The organism is Mucilaginibacter sp. L3T2-6, assembly GCF_030519355.1.
GTDB lineage: Bacteria > Bacteroidota > Bacteroidia > Sphingobacteriales > Sphingobacteriaceae > Mucilaginibacter.
This window is the reverse complement of the sequence record NZ_JAUMKC010000011.1, coordinates 108,751-131,818: the sequence shown is the minus strand read 5'-3', so window position 1 is coordinate 131,818 and position 23,068 is coordinate 108,751. Positions and strand designations below refer to the sequence as shown.

Annotated in this window: 13 protein-coding genes; 12 read left to right on the top strand and 1 reads right to left on the bottom strand. The window is 44.9% G+C overall.

Annotated elements, in window-relative coordinates; all coding sequences use genetic code 11:
* Window position 1 precedes the first annotated feature (1 nt).
* The 6 genes from Q3W13_RS13835 (at window position 2) to Q3W13_RS13810 (ending at window position 7,390) form a co-directional block, all read left to right on the top strand.
* Complete coding sequence (locus Q3W13_RS13835) at window positions 2-613, top strand: WbqC family protein (protein ID WP_302864741.1); 612 nt, start codon at window positions 2-4, stop codon at window positions 611-613.
* A 139-nt stretch (window positions 614-752) separates the two neighbouring features.
* Entirely contained in the window at window positions 753-1,121 is a 369-nt protein-coding gene (locus tag Q3W13_RS13830; RefSeq protein WP_302864739.1) for a hypothetical protein, read from the top strand.
* Window positions 1,122-1,219: 98 nt separating this feature from the next.
* Window positions 1,220-2,605 (top strand): TolC family protein, encoded by a 1,386-nt coding sequence (locus Q3W13_RS13825; protein ID WP_302864737.1) that lies wholly within the window; start codon window positions 1,220-1,222, stop codon window positions 2,603-2,605.
* Between the two features lie 6 nt (window positions 2,606-2,611).
* Window positions 2,612-5,863, top strand: coding sequence for an efflux RND transporter permease subunit (locus tag Q3W13_RS13820; protein ID WP_302864735.1), 3,252 nt, complete (start codon window positions 2,612-2,614; stop codon window positions 5,861-5,863).
* A 6-nt stretch (window positions 5,864-5,869) separates the two neighbouring features.
* Window positions 5,870-6,952, top strand: coding sequence for an efflux RND transporter periplasmic adaptor subunit (locus Q3W13_RS13815; protein WP_302864731.1), 1,083 nt, complete (start codon window positions 5,870-5,872; stop codon window positions 6,950-6,952).
* Between the two features lie 6 nt (window positions 6,953-6,958).
* Window positions 6,959-7,390, top strand: coding sequence for a MarR family winged helix-turn-helix transcriptional regulator (locus Q3W13_RS13810; protein ID WP_302864729.1), 432 nt, complete (start codon window positions 6,959-6,961; stop codon window positions 7,388-7,390).
* 68 nt (window positions 7,391-7,458) lie between these two features.
* On the opposite strand, the gene Q3W13_RS13805 is transcribed toward Q3W13_RS13810, so the two are convergent.
* Window positions 7,459-10,017, bottom strand: coding sequence for a TonB-dependent receptor (locus Q3W13_RS13805; RefSeq protein ID WP_302864727.1), 2,559 nt, complete (start codon window positions 10,015-10,017; stop codon window positions 7,459-7,461).
* 531 nt (window positions 10,018-10,548) lie between these two features.
* On the opposite strand from Q3W13_RS13805, the gene proB reads away from it, so the two are divergent.
* The 6 genes from proB to Q3W13_RS13775 all read left to right on the top strand — a co-directional run bounded on the left by proB (window position 10,549) and on the right by Q3W13_RS13775 (window position 23,045).
* Window positions 10,549-11,628, top strand: a complete 1,080-nt coding sequence (proB, locus tag Q3W13_RS13800; RefSeq protein ID WP_302864724.1) for a glutamate 5-kinase — start codon at window positions 10,549-10,551, stop codon at window positions 11,626-11,628.
* 12 nt (window positions 11,629-11,640) lie between these two features.
* The gene (locus Q3W13_RS13795) at window positions 11,641-12,888 is read left to right on the top strand and encodes a glutamate-5-semialdehyde dehydrogenase (protein WP_302864723.1); all 1,248 of its coding nucleotides are present in this window, start codon (window positions 11,641-11,643) and stop codon (window positions 12,886-12,888) included.
* 255 nt (window positions 12,889-13,143) lie between these two features.
* Window positions 13,144-14,232: a tRNA 2-thiouridine(34) synthase MnmA gene (mnmA, locus tag Q3W13_RS13790; RefSeq protein WP_302864720.1), complete on the top strand. Its 1,089-nt coding sequence runs from the start codon at window positions 13,144-13,146 to the stop codon at window positions 14,230-14,232.
* Window positions 14,233-14,418: 186 nt separating this feature from the next.
* A complete protein-coding gene (gene topA / locus Q3W13_RS13785; RefSeq protein WP_302864717.1) occupies window positions 14,419-16,818 on the top strand; it encodes a type I DNA topoisomerase in 2,400 nt (799 codons plus the stop codon).
* Between the two features lie 97 nt (window positions 16,819-16,915).
* Complete coding sequence (locus Q3W13_RS13780) at window positions 16,916-17,320, top strand: hypothetical protein (RefSeq protein ID WP_302864715.1); 405 nt, start codon at window positions 16,916-16,918, stop codon at window positions 17,318-17,320.
* A gap of 121 nt (window positions 17,321-17,441) precedes the next feature.
* Window positions 17,442-23,045 carry an alpha-2-macroglobulin gene (locus tag Q3W13_RS13775; RefSeq protein WP_302864713.1) on the top strand — a complete coding sequence of 1,868 codons (5,604 nt, stop codon included), beginning with the start codon at window positions 17,442-17,444 and terminating at the stop codon, window positions 23,043-23,045.
* Window positions 23,046-23,068 lie beyond the last annotated feature (23 nt).

Below are 23,068 nucleotides of genomic sequence, written 5' to 3'. Positions count from 1 at the left end.
TATGATTGAAAAAGGCGCTGTGTTCCCCATGTTTTATCTTGCTCCGATAGAGTACTTTACGAAACTTGTTGCCTGTAAAGAGGGTGTCTTGATAGAAAAGGAGGAGCATTTCCCCAAACAAACTTACCGCAACCGCGCTCATATATATACGCCTGATGGCCTGCTGGCCATAACCGTCCCGGTAATGAAGGGCTCAAAAAATCATACGAAAATTAAAGATGTGAAGATCAGCTATGATTTTAGGTGGCAGCAAATACAGTGGTCAACTTTGCAAACCTGTTATCGCCGCTCGGCTTATTTTGAGTTTTATGAAGATGAGATAATTAAATTCTACGAAAATCGCTTCGATTATCTATTCGACTACAACGAACAATATCTACATTTCCTGCTGAAGGCGATGAAGCTGAAGATTGACTACGAATATACACAAAGCTATCAGCCCGATTATCCCGGCGTAGCCGATTACCGGCATAATATTAACCCCAAATTGGAATCATCATTTAAAAACAAACCGTACTTCCAGGTTTTTGAAGACAGGCATGGTTTTATTAATAATTTAAGCATTATCGATTTGCTGTTCAACCAGGGGCCGCACTCTGTTAATTATTTGTAATTCTCTTGATGACAATGGACGGCAGTATAACGTGCCCTGGTGATAACATTATGCAACATTAATGTTACCTTAACATAGTATAACAAAAAGCATACAATATTGTGCATACTTTTGCAGTTAACAATCCGTGGTTACAAAAATGCAACTCATAAAAACAGTGCTTTTACTTTTCGGCTTTGCGGTGCTGATGTTTGTTGCCAAACCATTTATTGGTTTCCGCTTATTCAAGCAAATCAACCATATTAAGCACATAACTATTGGCGTAAAGGCATTTACTAAGCGCAAGCAGGAATATGTTGAAGAAAGCAGCCTGGACATCCAAACTGTCCTGAAAAAGCTAAAAAAGCCGCTGGGTTTTATAGTCCTAAGCTTTTCAGTATTGTTAGATATTGTGATGCCGTTATGTTGCCGTGCACAACAACTCTCCAACCGGATTTTACAGGAGCTGCGATGCAGCCTCTCACCCACCCGTCCGGCCTACCTTGTAAATGGCACTTTAATAATCTGATAACCGGGAGTCCACCACTTCTTGAAATTTCTTTTTGCTACGGGTGAAGCCGGTAGCAAACTCTCAATTCTCAGTTTGTTAATTTGTTAAGATAAAAAATGTTAAGTTTAAAAAGATGCTTCGGCATGTTGCTGCTGCTATTAACAGCAATAGCGGCACGTGCGCAGCAATCAACCCCAATAACTTTAAAAGAACTTCTTTCCAGGGTAAACCAAAAAGCACCTACACTACTCACCGATTCAGCCGCTATACTCATCAGGCAATCACAAGCAGCGGAAGTGCGTAATAACTGGCTCCCGAACCTGAAACTAAACTACCAGGCCGATATAGGCACCAGCAATAACACCACCGGGCCGTATTTCGGTTTTGGCATTGTTCCTTCAAGCTCCGGCGGTATACGCAATCAAAGCGTAACGACCGCGGTGGGTGATAACCTCGGTATTGCAGCACTCGACTGGGAAATATATAACTTCGGCAAATATGGCGCCGAAAACCGGGTGGCTAATTCCGATGTGGCTGTTGAGCAAAACCAGTTTGCTGAATCAAAATACCAGTTACAGGCATATACTATCGGCGGCTATCTCCACCTGCTCCGCCTGCAGGATTTTTTAAACATCCAGGCCCGCAACATACAACGAAATGAACAAATCCGGCGTTCGATACAATCTCTTGCCAAAAGCGGTGTTCGGGCGGGCGTCGACACAAGTATAGCAGAGGCTGAACTTTCCAAAGCCAGGCTGAATTACATTGAACTGCAAAACCAGTTAAAACAACTACAGCTACAAATGGCTGCGATCAGCGGAATGCCTTATCAGTCTATCCTCCCGGATACGACGGTCGAGGCTGGCTTAATAAATCAGACATCGGCCTATCTCTTCGCCGCCGATACCGCCAATCACCCTCTTATTAACTTTTACAAGTCTGTATATCAGAACAATCTTCAACGCGAGGATCTTGTAAAAAAATTATACAATCCTAAAATATCGCTTGAGGCGGCAGTTTGGGGGCGTGGTTCCAGTATTGATGGCAGCGGCAATTTTAATGGAGTTTCAACCGGGTACGGGTTCGATAGAGGAAACTACCTTGTCGGACTTGGAATTTCTTACAACCTTTTCGACCTGCGGCGTCGACAATTGAAATTGAATACCCAAAAAGCCAGCACCAGCTATGCTTTAAGGAAACTGGAGGAACAGCGCCAGTTGCTCGCAGCCAGCGCAAACCAGGCCGATGTGGAAATGCAGACTGCACTTGACAGGTTAAAAGAAATACCCCATCAGTTAAAAGCCGCCACCGACGGTTACCGTCAGAAACTATCGCTTTATAAGAGCGGGCTTACCGACATAATTGAGCTAAACGCAGCACTCAATATTCTTTATCGTGCCGAATCAGACATGGCAGAGGCCAAATATGAATATGCCAATGCGTTATTCCAGAAAGCCATAACCGAAAATCAGGTCGGCACAGTTTTAAACCTATTAAAATAACCAGCAATGTCAATAGTCACAACCGCATTAAAAAGGCCGATTACCGTTGTGGTAATCACCATGAGCCTTTTGATATTTGCAGTGCTCAGTGCAATAAATATCCCTATAGATATATTCCCGCAGTTAAATCTGCCTACTATATATGTAATCGAATCATACGGGGGCATGTCACCGCAGCAAATGGAGGGTTTTTTCTCCACCCGTATGCAGGATCAGTTTCTTTATGTTAACGGCTTAAAAAGCGTAACCGCAAAAAACATACAGGGCCTTTCGCTGCTTAAACTCAGCTTTTACGAGTCAGCCGATATGGCCGAGGCCGAGGCGCAGGTGGCCCTGCAGGTAAACCGTGCCATGAAATTTTTCCCGCCGGGCGCCTTACCGCCCCAGGTTTTGAGGTTCGATGCTTCATCGCTGCCCGTAGGTGAATTAGTGATGGCCTCAAAGGGGCGCAGCCTGAAAGAAATATATGACCTTGCTGCCACACGTATTCGCCCGTTATTTTCAACAGTGCCGGGCCTATCGGCGCCGCCGCCATTTGGCGCCAACTCACGTTCCATTACGGTCAATGTCGATCCTAATAAGTTACGTAGCTACAACTTGACCCCGGACGAGGTAGTTGAAGCCCTTGCTAAATTCAACGCTATGTCGCCGTCAGGCAACTTGCGACTTGACAATACCATGTTTACTACAACAGTAAATACGCTGGTTAAGAAGCCCGAGGAATTTGGCGACATCCCGATCAAAACAAAAAACGGCGTGCCCGTCCTGGTAAAGGATGTTGCCCGTGTGGCTGACGCGTCTGACGTAACCGTGGACTATGCGCTTATAAACGGTAAACGCTCTGTTTATATCCCGGTGATCAAAACCGCCGACGCTTCCACATGGTCGGTAGTACAAGCGCTGAAAAAGAAAGTACCCGAAATGCAAAGCCTCTTGCCCGACGATGTAAAAATATCCTACGAATTTGACCAGTCTATATTCGTGGTAAATGCTGTGAAGAGCCTGATGACCGAGGGCGGATTGGGTGCTTTGCTTACCGGACTTATGGTGTTGCTCTTCCTCCGCGACTTACGAAGCAGTCTTATTGTGGTGATCACTATCCCGGTATCGATCCTGATAGGTGTGTTGCTTTTAAAAATGTTTGGGCAGACCATTAATATTATGACATTGAGCGGTCTTGCACTTGCGATAGGAATCCTCGTCGATCAGGCAACGGTGACCATAGAAAATATTCACCAGCACCTGGAAATGGGAAAAAGCAAGCGGCAAGCTATTTATGATGCTTGTGAGGAAATTTCTTTCCCGCTGCTGCTCATTCTTCTTTGTATCCTGGCGGTATTTGCACCATCGTTTATGATGAACGGCGTGCCTAAGGCGATGTTCCTGCCATTATCGCTGTCTATCGGTCTTACCATGATTGTATCCTATGTATTGGCGCAAACACTGGTTCCGATATTAAGTAACTGGATGATAAAGGCTGAACGTTACCAGCATTACCATCATGGTCAGATCCATGCCCATGCAGGGGAAGCCCTTAACCGGCCGGAGGAAGACCAGGTAAATGAGCACCTGCGCCACGAAGAGGAAGAACCCGAAAATAATGACTTTTTCGAGCGTGTAAAAATGCGGTTTATGCGCATACTAAAGCGTTGGATGCCAAATAAAAAAGTGATCATCCCGGTTTATCTGGCAGGTGTTATTCTTTTAGCAGGCGTTTGCTTCGTGATCATTGGTAAAGACATGATGCCAAAATTAAACAACGGCCAATTCCAGATAAGGATAAAGGAGCCCGACGGCACACGTTTAGAGCGTACGGAAGATGCCATGAAAAAAGTGCTTAATATCATTGACAAAACCGTAAACCATAAGGTTGAAATTACTTCTGCTTATGTAGGACTCATACCGAGCAGCTACGGTAGCAGTAACCTTTATATTTTTAATACCGGTACTCACGAGGCAGTTCTGCAAGTACAATTAGATGAAAGCTATAAGGTGAATATGGACGAGCTAAAAGACGCTCTACGTAAGAATATAGCTTACGCGATGCCCGAACTGCGCGTCACTTTTGAGCCTATCGACATGACGGAAAAGATCATGAGCCAGGGCGCCCAGACACCTATCGAGGTGCGTGTGGCCGGTAAGAATATGGGCAATATTGAAAACTATGCCAACCGCCTGGTTGATAAGCTGAAGAAGATAGATTACCTGCGTGATGTACAGATAGCCCAGCCATTACAAGTACCTGTAATACAAATAACGCTTGACAGATTGAAGGTGGCACAATTCGGTTTAAATGTTACAGAGATTGGCCGCTCCGTTACTGCAAGTACTACATCAAGCCGTTTTACGGAGAAAAACCAATGGCTGGACGAAGACAAAGCTTACACCTACCAGGTGCAGGTGCAGATCCCTGAATATGTGATGAATACAATGGACGAGTTGAAAGAGATACCGCTATTAAAGGGAAAAAGCAGCCCTACCCTTGCCGATGTAGCCAACTTCAAGATCGTTAACAGGCCCGGTGAATACGACCGCACAGGCCCGCGCCGCTTTCTAACAGTAAGCGCTAACATTTACAAAAAAGACCTTGGCACGGCCACCGATGCCGTACAGGAAGCCGTTAAGTCGATGGGCACGCCGCCAAAGGGCCTGGTTACAGAGGTGCGTGGCTTGTCAAACCTTCTTAGTGATACATTGGGCAGTTTGCAAAGTGGTTTAGCCTTCGCCGTTTTGGTGATTTTCCTGCTGCTGGCAGCGAACTATCAATCATTCAAGCTGTCTCTTACGGTGCTGTCTACTATTCCCGCGGTAATCTTAGGCTCCCTTTTAGCCTTGCTCGCCACTGGCTCTACACTCAACCTGCAATCGTATATGGGGATGATCATGAGTACCGGGGTATCTGTTGCCAACGCGATATTAATTGTGACCAATGGTGAAAAGCTCCGCCTTGAGTTTCGTGATTCGAACCGGGCTGCTATTACCAGTGCATCAATCAGGTTAAGACCAATCTTAATGACGAGTCTGGCAATGATTGCCGGTATGATACCAATGGCATCAGGCATGGGCGAAGCCGGTGAACAGAGCGCTCCGCTGGGCCGCGCCGTTATCGGCGGACTGGCAGCCTCCACCCTTGCCGCGCTGTTTATATTGCCGATGGTATTTGCCTGGGTTCAAAATAAAACCACTTACGAATCGCCATCACTATTACCACAGGAAGCATCAGAAGAAAGCAAAGAAGTAATCCCCTCAATCCTTTAAACAACCATGAAACTAAAATCAATCATATTCATTGCAGGTGCAGCCATGTTTGCATCATGCTCCGGCAATCAAAAACCAGTCGACCTTACTAACTCGTCGGCTAAAGCAAACAACAAATATCAATTTGGTACAGTGGCTGAAAAAGCTTTATCAAGCTCCGCCCGTCTTCCGGGGCAGCTCAACCCTTTTAACGAGGTAAACCTGTTCCCGAAGGTTAACGGTTTTGTAAAAAACATCTATGTAGACAGAGGCTCCGTAGTAAAGAAGGGGCAATTGCTGGTCACGCTTGAAGCTCCGGAAATGGAATCGCAATTGCAAGCCGCCAATTCACGATATATGCAAGCGCAGGAAAACGCACAGGCCAGCCGCGAAAAATACGAACGTCTTAAACAGGCCGCCGCAGAACCCGGCTCCGTATCACCATTGGACCTTGACAATGCCATAGCTAAAATGAAAGCCGATGCCGCTATGGCCAAATCTGAACAATCTAACGTAGCATCTGTAAAAACTATGCAGGGCTATCTCAATATCTACGCACCGTTTGACGGAATGATCATCCAGCGTAACGTATCGCCCGGTGCATTGGTAGCTCCCGGGAAATCGACTGACCAGCCTATGCTGATCTTACAGGACATAAACAAACTCAGGCTTGAGGTCTTCATTCCTGAGGATTATGTAGACAAGGTCGATTTGAAAAAACCCGTGTCATTTACTTTTAATGCAATGCCCGCGCAGGTGCATACCGGCAAAATCAGCCGCTCAGCTAATGCGCTTAGCAGTATGCGTTCCGAGGCTATCGAAATAGATGTGTTAAACAAGAACGGCGAGCTTAAGCCGGGGATGTATGCTGAAGTAAAAATACCTATGCTTTCGGGTGCAAAATCGCTGCTTGTGCCCAACAGTGCCGTTGTCCGGTCCACAGAGCGTGAATACGTAGTCCGCAGTAACAGCGGAAAAGCCGACATTGTGGAAATCAAGGAAGGCCTTGCAAGCAAGGATTCTACGGAGGTATTCGGTAACCTGAAGCCCGGCGATAAAATTGTACTTAAAGCCTCTGATGATATAAAACAGGGCGACGATATAAATTAAGATGGTATGATTGCAGGTAACGAAACTATCTCAAAAAAGCTAAGGCGCATAGCGAAGTTATATACCGATTCATTGTCCCTCCAATTAAGAGAGTTGGATATCAACCGGTATTTCGATGTATTATTGACGCTATCGGCACAATCAGAACCGGTCACTCAAAAAAAGCTGGCGGCGCTGATGCATATTGATAAAACAAGAATGGTGAGCATAGTTAATTATCTTAACCAAAAAGGGTATACTTTCATTCAGAAGAATCCCAAAGATCGCCGGGAACATTTTATCTCGTTATCCGCTAAAGGCTTGGGTAGTATTCCGGCCATTAAAAATGGGATACGGATAACCGATAACATGATGGTAGCTGATATCCGCGAAGAAGAATTTTGCGGCTGTCTGAATACCCTGAAAGCCATAGAAACAAATCTAGGGAAAGCAATCTAAACTGTAGACTGGCGAAACAAAAAAGCAGCGAAGATATTTAATTTGCTGCTTTTTTGTTTTTTCTGCTGCTACAGCACATAGCGAAACGTTATCCCAAAAGTCCTTTGGTCCCCAAGTACTGCTGCATATTGGCCGGCATTCCCGCCCGCCGGTAATAATTGTTCGTAATAGTTTTGATTGAGCAGGTTGCGGGCCCAAATATAGGTTGAAAGCCCCTTAACGGCCTTGAAACCTAAACGACCATTCAACAAACCATAACCGTGAATATTTAAATAAGCCGACGGTGTGGGGCTTGACGAAAATGAAGAGCGGAACGAGCCATCTGCAGCAATGAAAAATTTAGATTTTTCGCTCACAAATTTTGCATCCGTATCGAATTCGCCGCCTAATGAGCCGGCCCATTTAGAAATTCCGGGAAGCTTTGCACCCGAAATATCTTTGAACGCCACCTGCTGGCCATTCACGGTTAAACCTGTCTCCTCGAGCGGCAGCGGAGCGTTAGTGAACTTTACATATTTTCCATCAGTATAGGCGGCCGAAGCGTAAAACGAGAAACTTTTGTTTGCCTGTATACTGCCATCAAACTCTACTCCTTTTACATTTACCTTTTCAGCATTGGCCAAATACCCCCGGTTTACCCCTAGTTCTGGTGATTGGACATTAGTTTGATAATCTTTAATATTGGAGTTGTGGAATGTGATGTTCAACATCAGGTTGTCAGTTGGGTTAGTTTTAACACCGAGTTCTATGTGCTTTGTTTTTTCTGGCTTTATCACCGCCAGGTTTAGTGCAGGCGCATTGTTAATTGTTGGCAAACCAGCCACATTTACTCCTGATGGCTTATAGCTGGTTGAAAACGTGGCGAAAGCGTTAATACGCTTATTGGGGCGGTAGGAACCTGTTATCTGGTAGGTGAAATTTTTCTCGTCGAAATCAGTGGTGTAAAATTGACTGCTGTAAACGCCTTTTCTTAAGGCTATCAGCGAAGGGTCTGTAATAGATGTGCCGCCATCAGCTACCCTGTTATAGTAAACTGATTTTTTATCGTAGTTGATACGAACACCGGGCTGCAAATGAAATCCTTCAGCCAATTGCCAATCCACATTAGCAAAGGCCGCTGCACTCTCAGATTTGATCCATGAGTCAGTACTTATCCCGTAACCTTCAAAAAGCCCCGGAGTTTGCCATTGGGCAGTATTTGTAGTGTTTTGGGCAAAACGCCACTCAGCAGCCCCAGCTTCCTCACGGCCGGTTGTCGTCACTTTCTGGTCGAGGTAAAATAAGCCAATCACACCTGTCAGATTTTTAGCGAAATCGCCGGCATAACGTACTTCCTGCGACCAGTTATGATGCTTTGATGGATTTTGAGATTTGGTTAACACAGGCAGCCCGGTAAAATCCCTGTCGCTTGAAGGGTCCCAGTTCCAGTAACGCCAGGCTGTGGTGGAAGTAAGTGTACCTGAACCGACTCTCGTATCTACGTTTAACGAAATACCACCGAGCTGATTATTAGACTTCCATTGTGTATCATCATCTATTTTACGGTCGTAAGCATTCAGGCTGGGCAGTTTATAGCCTAAATCTGTTATAATGTTGTTAAACTGCCTGTAACTTGCCCGAAGGGTGGGCGCCACACCTGCATAAACCTGCGCATAACCATTAGGCTTTTGATCAGAAACATCGCCGGCGAGCGTAATGGATGTACTTTCCGAAGGTTTATACAATAATTGCCCTTTTACGCCGATATTATTTATATCGTTGACAGGTATTCCTGTTTTTACATTATCGATCAGCCCGTTTCGTTGCGTGCCCGAGAATGAGAAACGAGCTGCCAACTGCTTGCTTAACGGCCCGGTAACAGAAGCCTTTGCCTGAATAAAGCCATAGTTCCCAAAGCTGGTTTCGAAAGCGGCATGTGGTGTGAAGCCAGGTTGGCGGGTGGTTATGTTTATAGCGCCGGCGGCTGTATTTTTACCAAATAAAGTCCCTTGAGGCCCGCGCAATACCTCAATGCTTTCAACATCAATAAAATCGAGCGTGGCGGCGGCCGGACGCGCATAGTACACACCATCCACATAAAAACCAACGCCCGGATCGAGCGCATCATTAGTAAGACCGAACGGTGAACCGATACCACGAATATTGATACCAGTATTTCGAGGGTTGGAGGTATAGAGTTGCAATGACGGTATCTGCTCCTTAACGCGGTTAATGTTAAAAGCCCCGGTCTGATCTACCTGGGTTCCGCCAATTACAGAAACTGCGATGGGTACGTCCTGCAATACTTCTTTACGCCTCCTGGAAGTTACGACTATCTCGGTTAACTGGTTATCTTCCACCATTATTAATTCCAAAGGTGCATCTTGAAATTTAAGCACCTGGAAGTCCTGGGGCTTAAACCCAACCGAAGTAACCTGCAGGTAAAACGGCGGTTCTTGTTTGGCAACGATTATAAATTTCCCGCTGTCGTCCGCAGCGACAGCTGTACCCGCGCCGCGGATAGTAACTGTCGCCCTCGGTACCGAAGTTCCGTCAGTACGTTTGATTATACCTTTTACCGCAGTTTGGGCAAAGCCCAGGTCGGCAGACAATATTAAAAGAAATAGAATGAGTAAACGTTTATTCATGGTTTTAAAAATGGCTGGGTTATTTATTTGTGATGAGTGCATGTCCTTATTCGGTTGTGTTAATTATAATTTTTGAAAATTACCCTCGGCGAAGGCAAAAAGAATCCCATAGGTGTGCTTTGCACCTTTATGTCTTGTAGAAAAATGAATTGGCTAATGGCCGTTTACGGCAGGATAAATCAGCAACAACAGCTTATTAAAGTTAGTAGCCCCCGCCTAACTTTGATCGTTTTGTTTCGATTAATAAAGTACAAATTTGATTCCATTTTCAATAATGCTGTATTGTAATTCCGGGGCAAATATAAAATTAAATTTCATATTAACTATAAAATCTACAGAAATAGTAGTAATTATTTAAATACAAAAAACAGACATATTAAATACGGAAATTCTGATTTTTAATAGATTTAACCCAAATATTACAGGCCATAAACTAAAATAAGTACATAAAAGTCAAATAAATAACAGAATTTGTTAATTACAACTCTAATTCATACAAATTACCATTATATTGCAATGGTTTAGCAGAAAATGAGTTATAATTATCAAAGAATCATATTAAAAATTGGGTCTAACGTATTAACCAAAAAGGATGGCCTGCCTGACCTCGATCGTATCGCGCATATAGTTGAACAGATCGCCGTACTAAAAAAACAAGATACTGAGGTAGTACTGGTCTCATCAGGAGCTGTTGCTTCCGGCAGGAGCCTGATATCAATTTCCGACAAATCCGATTCTATCGCCACAAGGCAACTTTTCGCCTCTATCGGCCAGGTAAAACTCATTAATACTTATTCACATGAATTTGAAAAGTATAATATGTTATGCTCCCAGGTACTGGTAACAAAAGAAGATTTTCGCGACAGGCTGCACTATCTCAACATGAAGAGCTGTCTGAAAATATTGCTGCAACACCATGTTGTCCCGGTAGTTAACGAAAATGATGTAGTATCAGTTACCGAATTAATGTTTACTGATAATGATGAGCTCGCAGGACTTATCGCATCCATGCTTAATGCACAAGCCCTTATCGTGCTTACAAACGTCGACGGCATTTACGACAATCACCCAACTGCTGAAGGCGCCAAGGTGATTGAGAAAGTAAGCGGGAAGCATATTGACTTTTCAGCAATTGTAAGCACCAGTCGCTCACAATTTGGTCGTGGCGGTATGATAACCAAATCGACCATGGCACAGAAAATTGCGCAGCTGGGTATTGCTGTTCATATTGCCAACGGCACCCGCGAAAACATTTTACCCGATTTAATGGCCGGCAAGGTTGCACATACGTTTTTCGTCCCCACTAAATCCGCCTCGGGCAAAAAGAAATGGATCGCCCACTCAGGCGCCTATGCAAAAGGCGTTGTACAAATTAATGCCGGGGCACGGTTGGCACTAACTTCAGCTAAGGCATCAAGCTTGTTGCCGGTTGGTATAATAAATATCTTGTCAGATTTTAAAAAAGGAGAAATTATTAAGCTGGTTGATGAAAATAATAAGCCGATTGGCCTGGGCATTGCCGAATATGGCTCAGAAAAGGCAGCCGAAATGATGGGCCAAAAAAATCAGAAGGCATTGATACATTATGATTATCTTTATTTAGAATGTTAGCTCCGGCCCGTCATGAACAATACATACACCGCACTTTTTGAAAACGCCCGGTCTGCTGCCCGGAAAGTCATTGATAAAGCGACTATCAACAAAGTTTTAAACGATCTTGCTTTAACAGCGATAGCTCAAACAGAATATCTGCTTCGCGAAAATCAACGTGACCTGGACAGAATGGATAATACAGACCCGAAATACGACCGTCTGAAGCTAACAGCGGACCGGATTGAGGGGATAGCGGCAGAGATAAAAAATGTGGCTTTGCTTGATAGTCCGCTTGGAAATGTTTTTTCGGATAAAACCATGCCAAATGGCTTGCAGATCAGTAAAGTGCGCGTTCCTCTTGGTGTGGTCGGTGTTATTTATGAGGCGAGGCCGAATGTTACGTTTGATGTGTTTTCCCTGTGTTTTAAAACCGGAAACGTTTGTGTTCTAAAGGGCGGCAGTGATGCACATTATTCAAATAAAGCTATTATCTGCTTGATTCACGAGGTATTAAACGACAATGATATAAATACAGATGTTGTTACTCTTTTACCTGCGGAACGCGACGCAGGCGATGCCCTTTTAAATGCAACAGGATATGTGGACGTATTGATTCCGCGCGGCAGCCAGGGTTTAATTGATCACGTTCGCCTGAACAGCAAGGTTCCTGTAATTGAAACCGGCGCCGGTATTGTTCACACTTATTTTGATGAGTTTGGGGATGTTAAAAAAGGTGCTGATATTGTCTTAAATGCCAAAACGCGGCGGGTGAGCGTTTGCAATGCGCTGGATTGTTTGATAGTGTATTATAGCCGCCTGCGCGATTTGCCTGAACTGCTTAAGCCATTAGGCGAAATGAAGGTTTTATTATATGCTGATAAAACGGCCTTCATGATCCTGAAGGGGCATTACCCGGCTGGCTGCCTGGCACATGCTAAACCTGAACATTTTGGCACTGAATTTTTGGCAATGCGAATGGCGGTTAAGATTGTAAACAGCTTTGAAGACGCGCTTGACCATATTGCGCGTTACAGTTCGAAACACAGTGAAGCAATTATATCTGAAGACACCGGCAGGATCGAAACATTTTTGAATAGCGTTGACGCAGCTGCAGTTTATGCAAATGCGTCCACCGCATTTACCGATGGCGCTCAATTTGGCCTTGGCGCAGAAATAGGCATAAGTACTCAAAAGCTCCACGCCCGGGGCCCAATGGGGCTGGAAGAGTTGACCAGCTACAAATGGGTGGTACGGGGAGACGGACAAATAAGGGCGTGAAAGTGGTTTAAACACTTACTCTTAATACAATATAATGCTTTGCACTTCTACTTTACATAAAATAAGTATACCATTGATTTTCAACAAAATTTAACTTTAGATTAAACGACATTCTTTATCGCAAGGTGCTGCTTATATTGTTATTATCGTATCAGTCAACTTTGCCCGGGGCTTAAAGTAATACAAATATAAGCCAACGGTCAAATTCTGACCCATCCCAAATTTCAGGCGGATAAATGGTATCTTTGCAAAATTATGAGTAAGCATGGCAGGATATTAGTGGCAATGAGCGGCGGGGTTGATAGTTCGGTTGCGGCAGTGATGCTTCACGAGCAGGGCTATGAAGTGATTGGCCTGACCATGAAGACCTGGGACTATGCCTCTTCCGGTGGAAGCTCAAAAGAAACCGGCTGTTGTAGTCTTGACAGTATTAACGATGCACGCGCATTGGCGGTGGGCTACGGCTTTCCGCATTATATTCTGGATATAAGGAGTGAATTCGGCGACTTCGTAATTGATAATTTTGTGGATGAGTACCTGGCTGGGCGCACCCCTAACCCATGCGTTTTGTGCAACACGCATATTAAATGGGAAGCTTTACTTAAACGGGCAGACAAGCTTGACTGTGAATTTATTGCAACCGGCCACTATGCAAATATCCGCTTGCAGGATAATAGCCGCTACGTAATATCAAAAGGCAAAGACGAAAACAAGGATCAATCGTACGTTCTCTGGGGCGTTTCTCAGAAAAACCTGGCGCGTACTAAATTTCCATTAGGCAGTTTCTCAAAGCCTGAAATCAGGCAAATGGCCCTGGACATGGGCCAGGTTGAACTGGCAGGCAAAAGCGAAAGTTATGAAATCTGCTTTGTACCGGACAATGATTACCGCGCCTTCCTGCGGCATAAAGTGGAAGACCTGGACACACGCGTAGGACCAGGTAACTTTGTGTTAGCTGACGGCAAGGTTGTCGGGCAGCACCAGGGATATCCTTTTTATACTATCGGCCAGCGCAAAGGTTTAGGGATTGCTTTAGGCCAGCCAATGTTTGTAACAAGTATTCAACCGGATACAAACACTGTTGTACTGGGTACTGCCGATGAATTAGAACGCAAAGAAGCATGGGTGAGAAATCTTAATCTCATCAAATACGAAAATATTAATCAGTCTTTGGAAGCCGTTACCAAAATACGTTATAAAGATGCGGGTACACAAAGTACCATCCAGCAAATGGGAGAGCATATGAAGGTCGATTTCCACCATGCCGTATCTGGCATTGCGCCCGGGCAGTCGGCCGTTTTCTATGAAGGAAATGATTTACTGGGTGGTGGATTTTTGATTTAAGCTGGTTGTAAAAAATTTGTAGATATAGCATTGCTTATACTGATAAAAGCTCTCATATATCATCAATAAATCCAAACTTTTAAAACTTCCGCAACACTTTCAACCACTCCAACTGCTCCAATAATTCCCAAAAACAAATTTGCGTTTCGCATACTTTATGTTTTATTTGCAGAAAAAACAGGATAGATGGCTAAAAATTTACTTATAGTTGAATCTCCGGCGAAAGCCAAAACCATTGAAGGATACCTCGGCAAAGACTTTACTGTGAAGTCAAGCTATGGGCATATCCGCGATTTGGTAAAGTCTGACGATGCCATTGACATTGACAATAATTTCAAGCAAAACTATGAGGTGCCTGCTGATAAAAAGCAGGTAGTAAGTGAATTAAAGAAACTATCTAAAGAGGCCGATACGGTTTGGCTTGCTTCCGATGAGGACCGTGAAGGAGAAGCTATATCATGGCACCTTTTTGAAACGCTGGGGCTTAAGGAAGACACAACCAGGCGCATCGTGTTCCACGAGATAACCAAACCGGCAATTTTAAAGGCTATTGAAACCCCGCGCAGAATAGATTATAACCTTGTGAATGCGCAACAGGCGCGCCGCGTGCTCGACAGGCTGGTTGGTTTTGAACTTTCCCCTGTTTTGTGGAAAAAAGTAAAACCCTCGCTCTCTGCTGGTCGTGTGCAGTCAGTTGCAGTAAGGCTGATAGTCGACCGTGAGCGCGAGATAAATAAATTTAAATCGGAGGCCGCTTATAAAATAGTAGCTATTTTCGGCAAAGGCCGTGAGGCTTTTAAGGCCGAACTGGCTGAACGTTACAGTAAGCAGGAGGACGCCGAAAAGTTTTTGCGTGATTGTATCGGAGCCGACTTTGATGTTAAATCATTAGAGACCCGCCCAACCAAACGTTCTCCTGCCGCCCCATTTACTACATCTACCCTGCAGCAGGAAGCCAGCCGTAAGTTAGGCTTTTCGGTATCACGCACCATGTCAGTTGCACAAAAGCTGTATGAGGCGGGACATATCACCTATATGCGTACCGACTCGGTAAACCTGTCGGATCTAGCGTTAAATTCTGCCGCTGCTGAAATCACATCAGCATATGGAGATAAATATCATCAGCAAAGAAGGTATAAAACCAAAAGTGCCAGCGCACAGGAAGCACACGAAGCCATCAGGCCAACTTATTTTAATAAGCATAGCATCCAGGGCGACGCCGGCGAAATGCGTTTATATGACCTGATCTGGAAGCGTGCTATCGCGTCACAGATGAGTGAAGCACAATTCGAAAAGACAACTGCAAAAATCAGTATATCAACCCGCCCTGAAGAACTTGTGGCCAATGGTGAGGTAATGAAGTTCGACGGTTTCTTAAAGGTGTACCTGGAATCGAGCGATGAAGAAGACGATAATTTGCAGGATGGCGAAAATGCCATGCTTCCGCCGTTAACGAAAGGACAACGTTTAGTATTGCAGGAGATGACCGCAACAGAACGTTTTTCGCGTCCGCCGGCAAGATATACAGAGGCCAGCCTGGTAAAAAAGCTGGAGGAGCTTGGGATTGGCAGGCCGTCTACCTACGCTCCTACTATCTCAACAGTACAGAACCGCGGATATGTTGTGAAGGAAGACCGAGAGGGTAAATCCCGTATATTCCGGGTGCTTACGCTTAAGGGTGGTAACGTAACCAAAGAAGAAAAAACTGAAAACACAGGCGCCGAACGTGGCAAGCTGTTCCCGACAGATATCGGCGCAGTAGTAAATGATTTTTTGGTACAGTATTTTAACGATATTGTCGATTTCAACTTCACAGCTACGGTTGAGAAAGAGTTTGACGAGATAGCCCAGGGCATGAAAAACTGGACTGAGATGCTGCATAGCTTCTACAAGCCGTTTCATAAGGAGGTGGAGAGTACCTTGCAAACCGCTAATAAAGCAACGGGTGAGCGCGATTTAGGGACTCATCCTGAAACCGGCAAAAAAGTATCGGTGCGTATTGGACGATATGGTCCTTTTGTTCAGATTGGCGAAAGTAATCCGGATGCCGGCGAAGACGAAAAGTTACAGTATGCCAGCTTGCGCAACGGGCAAAGTATAGAAACAATAACGCTTGAGGACGCGCTTAATTTATTTAAGCTACCGAAAAAGGTTGGGATATTTGAAGAGAAGGATATGACTGTCGGTGTTGGTAAGTTCGGGCCATATATAAGACATAATAACATCTTTGTATCTCTGCCTAAAGAAATAGAGCCGCTTGATGTTACTGAAGAACAGGCTATAGAGTTGATATTGGCCAAACGCAAAAAAGATGCGGAGCGACTGATAAAAACATTTGACGAAGACCCGGAAGTAAAAGTATTGAATGGTCGCTGGGGCCCTTATATTGAATTTGGCAAACTAAACGTTAAGATACCAAAAGATAAAGACCCGAACACATTAACCTACGAAGAATGCAAAGCGTTGGCAGATGCAACGCCGCAGGATGGCAAAAAAGGGCGATTCGGCAAAGCAGCAAAGCCGGCAGCTAAGCCCGCAGCGAAAAAAACGCCGGCTAAGAAGAAAACTGCACCGAAGAAAAAGTAGTATTAGTTGACGAGGTTGATTAAATGAGTGTTTGATTAAGTTATCATTTTAGACTCAGTCAGCCTGATCAACCCGATCCAACTTAATCAATCAGCAAATGATAAAAGACCTGCCCGATAATACTGTTAAAGATATAGCTATTGCAGTGGCGCTGGAAAAAGAAAGTGTTGAAAGTAAGATATGGTACGTTTATTTAATTAATTTGAAGAACGAGGCTATTGAAAATGTACTGATAACTTCGAAAGGCTATGGCGACAAAGACGGTGTACAGGTTAAAACCTCCACCCTTCGGCATATGATACCGCTTGTTGAGCCAAACTCGTATAAGCTTATTGAACCCATCGACGAACAAACTTTCGGCCTCAACAACGAATACTGGCTGAGCTATTACATAGGCAAAGATATCTATGATAAAAAATTCATCTTCCTGCCTGAAAGCATAGTTGAAATGAATTTTATGAGACTGCCAGTAGTGAATAAGGTTGGGGTAATGATCCGGTAAACGCTGCGAGGGGTTAACTTTCGCGCCCGTTGAACCGGAAGTCAAAGCTCTGAAATTCGAAATAAAAAATATTTATCTGCAATATATTTTATAATTTACATGGAATAAAACGGCCTATTCCATGGATAAACTTCAAAGCCTTTTCCGTACCAGGAAAGGATTAACCGGCGCTGGTATTTTTCTGATACTGTTGCTTTCAACCATTTTTATTATTGCCCGCAGCCACAAAAAAACTGCCATTGACCCGGGGTTCAGTAAATATATTGAGTCTTACACCACGGGCATTATCTCTAAAGGCAGCACCATAAAAATAAGGCTGGCGAGCGAAGTGCAGGTGAGCCATGAGCAAAATACGGAATTGAGCGATAAAGTTTTCAGTTTCTCGCCATCTATAAAAGGGAAAGCTTATTGGACAGACGCCCGTACTATTGAGTTTAGGCCGGAGGGCAAGCTTGACCCGGACAAAAGCTATAATGCAGAATTTAAGCTCGGAAGAATAATCAGTGTAGACAGCAAATTTGAGGATTTTAAATTCAGCTTTCAGACCATCAAACCTGACTATACTATATCTTTCACCGGGTTGCAAACTGCCACCGCCACATCTCTCGATAAAATGAAGCTGGGCGGCATCATACAAACCGCTGACAACGAAGAATCGGACCAGGTGGAAAAATTGTTAACTGCAAGCTTTGTAAATCCCATAACGATTGCCTGGGAACATAATCCCTTGGCTAAAACGCACAAATTTGCTGTAACCCAGCTGACCCGTGGAAATGGCGTCATCAATAAGCTAACGCTCAATTGGGACGGTAGCAGCCTCAATATCGATAAAAAAGGAACACAAAATTTTGACATTCCTGCCGTAGGAGATTTCCGGGTGCTTGACGTGCGGGCCGTACAGGACAACGACCAATACGTGCTGGTACAGTTTTCGGATAATATTATGATCGGTCAGGATCTGAATGGCCTCATCAGTGTTAGCAACGTAAGTGCGCCGGCTTACACTATTGAAGGAAGCCAGGTTAAGGTTTATGCTCCTGAGCAACTGGAAGGAAGCTATAGTGTCGCTATAAACGAAGGCGTTGAAAATATCTCGCATAAAAAGATCACGAAATCATACTCTGCCAATGTGTTTTTTGAGAATCGCCTGCCAAGCGTAAGTATTCCGGGCAAGGGGGTAATTCTGCCTGATTCCGGCAAATTGATGATGCCATTTGAGGCTACTAACCTTAATGCCGTAGATGTGAGCATTATTAAAATATACGAAAACAATGTTCCCCAGTATTTTCAGAATAACGGTTTTGACGGTGACGAGGAAATACGTCATGTGGGTAAACCGGTGGTGCGGAAGACTATCCGGCTCGATGAGGATAAAAGCCTTAACCTGAATAAAAAAAATCGCTTTATGCTGGATATCGACCAACTCTTACGTACAGAGCCTGGTGCTATTTATCGCGTGATCATCGGTTATCGTAAGGATTACTCGATATTCAACTGCAAAGCTGGCTCGCCGCCAAAAAAGCAAAACGAGGACGACTATTATGGTGAGGGCAATGGGAGTGCTTTCGGGGCAAATACCGGCAGCATCAGCGATGAGGATGACGATTTCTGGGCGAGATATGACAGCTATTATCCCGAAAATTTTAACTGGCAGGAACGCAATGACCCATGTACGGAGTCTTACTTTACACGCGACAGGTGGGCGGTACGTAATATTATTGCATCGAACATCGGCCTTATTGCCAAACGCGGCAATGATAATACCATGACGGTGGCAGTAACCAACATTCTTACCGCACAGCCTATGAAAGGAGTTGAACTTGAGTTTTTAGACTATCAAAAGCAAACCTTATTCAAAACAATATCAGACGGCGATGGTATGGCTAAGTTCGATCTTAAGCGCAAACCGTATTTACTGGTAGCTAAAAATGGCAAAGAGCGCGGCTACCTGAAGCTCGATGACGGAAGTTCCCTCCCACTTTCACGCTTTAATGTTGGCGGCGAGCAAATACAAAGCGGATTGAAAGGCTTTATTTATGGCGAACGCGGGGTTTGGAGACCGGGAGATTCTATATTTATGTCGTTTATACTGGAAGACAAATTGCACACCCTTCCTGCTGATCTTCCGGTTCAGTTTGAATTGTACGATGTACATGGCAAGTTGTACCGCCGCATTACGCAGAACAAATCTACCGATGGCTTTTACAGTTTTCACACTGCGACAGAGACCTCTTCGCCGACAGGTAACTGGTCGGCAAAAGTTAAAGTGGGTGGCGCCATTTTCGAGAAAAATGTAAAGATTGAGACGATCATGCCTAACAGGCTGAAAATCAATCTTGATTTTAACGGGGCCAGAGAGCTTACCAAAGGCAGCAATATTACAGGTGATCTTACCGCCCAATGGTTATTTGGAGGAACCGCGCAGCATCTTAAGGCTAAGGTCGACGCATTTGTTTCGCCAAAAACAACCACTTTTAAAGGATTTGAGGACTATGTTTTTGACGATCCTACGCTCGCCTTTACTACCCAGACCCAAACCATATTTGACGGGCGACTTGATGAAAACGGCAGGGCGAAAGTAAACACCGACATCAACCTTGAAAAGCAGGCGCCGGGACAGCTTACTGCAAATTTTCTGTTGAAAGTATTTGAGCCGGGCGGCAATTTTAGCATTCAGACGCAGAGCATGCCTTACAACGTTTATCCAGGATATGTGGGCATTAAGACAGAGAAAGGGAGCGATCTCTCCGGCATGCTTGTAACTGATAAAAATCATTCCATCGAAATTGCTGATGTAGATGTTAATGGGCGGCTATTTAGCGGAACGCGTGAGGTAGAGTTAGAACTATATAAAATACAATGGCGCTGGTGGTGGGACGAGACCGGCAACGAAATGAGCAACTTTACCCAGGATAAATATAACAAGCTAATTAAGACCGCATCAGTAAGGCTTGTGAATGGCAGGGGCAACTGGAACATGAATATTAAGCAAGCCGACTGGGGCCGCTACCTCATCCGTGTAAAAGATGCTGAAACGGGTCATTCAACCGGGAGGATCATTTATGTAGATTGGCCAAACTGGTCTGAAAGGTTACAGCAAACCAACCCTACCGAAGCAGCAATGCTGTCGTTTACCTCAGACAAAAACAGCTATAAAGTCGGCGAAGAGGCTACACTCACTATACCCACTATGAGTGATGGCCACGCACTGATCAGCCTTGAAAATGGCAGCAAAGTTTTAAAAACTACGTGGATCGATACAAAAAAAGGTCAAACGCGATATAGTTTCCGGATTGAGCCTCAAATGGCGCCGAACATCTTCGTGAACATTACACTGCTGCAGCGGCACTCGCAAACGATTAATGACCTGCCTATCCGCATGTATGGAGCCATACCATTGTCAGTTGATGACCCGGAAACGATTCTTAAGCCGGTAATCAGTATGCCCGATAAAATACGCCCGGAGACAAAGTCAGCCGTAACAGTTTCGGAGGCATCCGGCAAGGAAATGACTTACACTGTGGCCATTGTGGATGAAGGATTATTGGATATTACCAATTACAAAACGCCTGACCCGCATGAAACATTTTATGCACGCGAGGCATTGGGCGTTAAAACGTGGGATTTATTTGACTACGTGATCGGCGCTTTTGGCGGTGGGTTGGAACGGATCCTGAGCATTGGCGGCGACGGCACAAATGGAACCAACCGAAATGTGTCTGTCAACAGGTTTAAGCCGGTTGTCAAGTTCATGGGGCCATTTCACCTCGGCGCCGGCGACAAGCAGACGCATACATTTACACTACCGCAATATATAGGGTCGGTTAAAGTGATGGTAATAGCCGGTCATAGCGGCGCCTATGGCCACGCCGAAAAAGCTGTTGCGGTTAAAAAGCCATTGATGATACTGGCCACTTTACCGCGTGTGCTCGGGCCGTCAGAGAAGATACAATTACCGGTTACCGTGTTTGCAATGGAGAATAACATCAAAACGGTGAGCGTGCAAGTGCAGTCAAACGCCTTCAGTAACCTTTCCGGCAATAATCAGAAAACTATCACATTTACAAAAACCGGTGATCAACTGGTGACTTTCGACTTAAGTGTTAAGGACTTTGTTGGCGTGGGTAAGGTAAAAATTATTGCCCGCAGCGGCAGCGAAACAGCGGCTTACGATGTTGAATTGAATGTGAGAAACCCCAATCCGCCTGTAACCAGGATACAGGAGAAAGAACTTCGGCCGGGTGAAAGCTGGGCCGCGGCCTATTTGGCAATTGGAATTAATGGCACCAATAAGGCTACGCTCGAAGTTGCCTCTATGCCGCCACTTAATCTCGCTAAGCGTTTAAATTACTTAATTGAATATCCATACGGCTGCGTGGAGCAAACCACCTCGTCGGCATTTCCGCAGCTATATCTTAACCAGGTAATGGACCTGAGCGATCGCCAGCAAGCAGAAATCGAAAGGAACATTAAAGCTACAATACACCGGCTGAATGGTTTTCAACTAACAGATGGCGGTCTTAGCTATTGGCCGGGTGTGGGCCAGGCTGATGAATGGGGCACCAATTATGCCGGACATTTTATGCTGGCAGCGCAGGCCAAAGGCTATAGTTTGCCACTGGGCTTTCTTGACCAATGGAAAAAATTCCAAAAAATGAAAGCAGTGACGTGGTCGCCCGATCCGCGCAGCTTCTATGGCGCTGACCTGGTTCAAGCTTACCGGCTGTATCTGCTGGCGCTGGCACGTTCACCTGAACTCGGCGCAATGAACCGCCTGCGGGAGTTCAAATATCTCACCATTGAAGCTAAATGGCGCTTGGCGGCCGCATACAAATTATCCGGGCAACCCGAAATTGCTTTGGGTCTAATCCGTGGCCTTCCGGTATTTATTAAACCCTATCGCTCACTATTTGGCACCTACGGTTCGGATATCCGCGATGAAGCCATGATATTGGAAACCCTTACCCTGCTCGGACAAACACAGAAAGCCTCTTCGCTACTGCGTACAGTTGCCAGCCACCTTGCTACTGATGAATGGTACAGCACACAAACTACAGCTTATGCCTTATTAGCTATAGCTGAATATTGCGGCGAGAACAAATCAGGCGGCAAATTGAATTTCAGTTACCAGGCCGCAGCTGCCAAAGGAAATATCGATTCTAAGTCATACCTGTCGCAATTGCCTGTGGATGCACGCGGAGGTAAGTTGGCGATAAGAAATAATGGCAGCAATAAACTATATATCAGATTGATACAACAAGGGCAGCCGTCTTCCGGGCAGGATGTACAGACCCGAATAGACCCGGACGTTTTAGGATTGCGCGTAGGCTACTTCACGCTCGGGGGCAAACCAATCGATCCTTCCAGCCTGAAGCAGGGAACAGATTTTATGGCGATTGTGAATGTTAAAAATCCGGGCAAGCGCGGCTATTATGCCAACCTCGCGCTGACCCAGATATTTCCTTCAGGCTGGGAAATATTAAACACCCGCCTGATGAACGATGCTGAAGCAACTGTGTCCTCACCTTCAGACTACAGGGATGTCCGGGACGACCGGGTAAATACTTATTTCAGTTTGCAGGAAGGTAAGGATGCTAACTACGTCGTAATGCTTAACGCAGCGTATGCCGGTAAATATTACCTGCCGGCAACCTATTGTCAGGCCATGTATGATAACTCCATAACTGCGTTGGTAAAGGGACAGTGGGTTGAAGTGGTGAAGTGATGGGTGTCAGTTAGATTGATTAA

Excerpts from the sequence above, each read along its gene's own strand:
- Q3W13_RS13835 (WP_302864741.1), top strand. The coding sequence starts at position 2 with ATGATTGAAAAAGGCGCTGTGTTCCCCATGTTTTATCTTGCTCCGATA.
- Q3W13_RS13830 (WP_302864739.1), top strand. The coding sequence starts at position 753 with ATGCAACTCATAAAAACAGTGCTTTTACTTTTCGGCTTTGCGGTGCTG.
- Q3W13_RS13825 (WP_302864737.1), top strand. The coding sequence starts at position 1,220 with ATGTTAAGTTTAAAAAGATGCTTCGGCATGTTGCTGCTGCTATTAACA.
- Q3W13_RS13820 (WP_302864735.1), top strand. The coding sequence starts at position 2,612 with ATGTCAATAGTCACAACCGCATTAAAAAGGCCGATTACCGTTGTGGTA.
- Q3W13_RS13815 (WP_302864731.1), top strand. The coding sequence starts at position 5,870 with ATGAAACTAAAATCAATCATATTCATTGCAGGTGCAGCCATGTTTGCA.
- Q3W13_RS13810 (WP_302864729.1), top strand. The coding sequence starts at position 6,959 with ATGATTGCAGGTAACGAAACTATCTCAAAAAAGCTAAGGCGCATAGCG.
- Q3W13_RS13805 (WP_302864727.1), bottom strand. The coding sequence starts at position 10,017 with ATGAATAAACGTTTACTCATTCTATTTCTTTTAATATTGTCTGCCGAC.
- proB (WP_302864724.1), top strand. The coding sequence starts at position 10,549 with ATGAGTTATAATTATCAAAGAATCATATTAAAAATTGGGTCTAACGTA.
- Q3W13_RS13795 (WP_302864723.1), top strand. The coding sequence starts at position 11,641 with ATGAACAATACATACACCGCACTTTTTGAAAACGCCCGGTCTGCTGCC.
- mnmA (WP_302864720.1), top strand. The coding sequence starts at position 13,144 with ATGAGTAAGCATGGCAGGATATTAGTGGCAATGAGCGGCGGGGTTGAT.
- topA (WP_302864717.1), top strand. The coding sequence starts at position 14,419 with ATGGCTAAAAATTTACTTATAGTTGAATCTCCGGCGAAAGCCAAAACC.
- Q3W13_RS13780 (WP_302864715.1), top strand. The coding sequence starts at position 16,916 with ATGATAAAAGACCTGCCCGATAATACTGTTAAAGATATAGCTATTGCA.
- Q3W13_RS13775 (WP_302864713.1), top strand. The coding sequence starts at position 17,442 with ATGGATAAACTTCAAAGCCTTTTCCGTACCAGGAAAGGATTAACCGGC.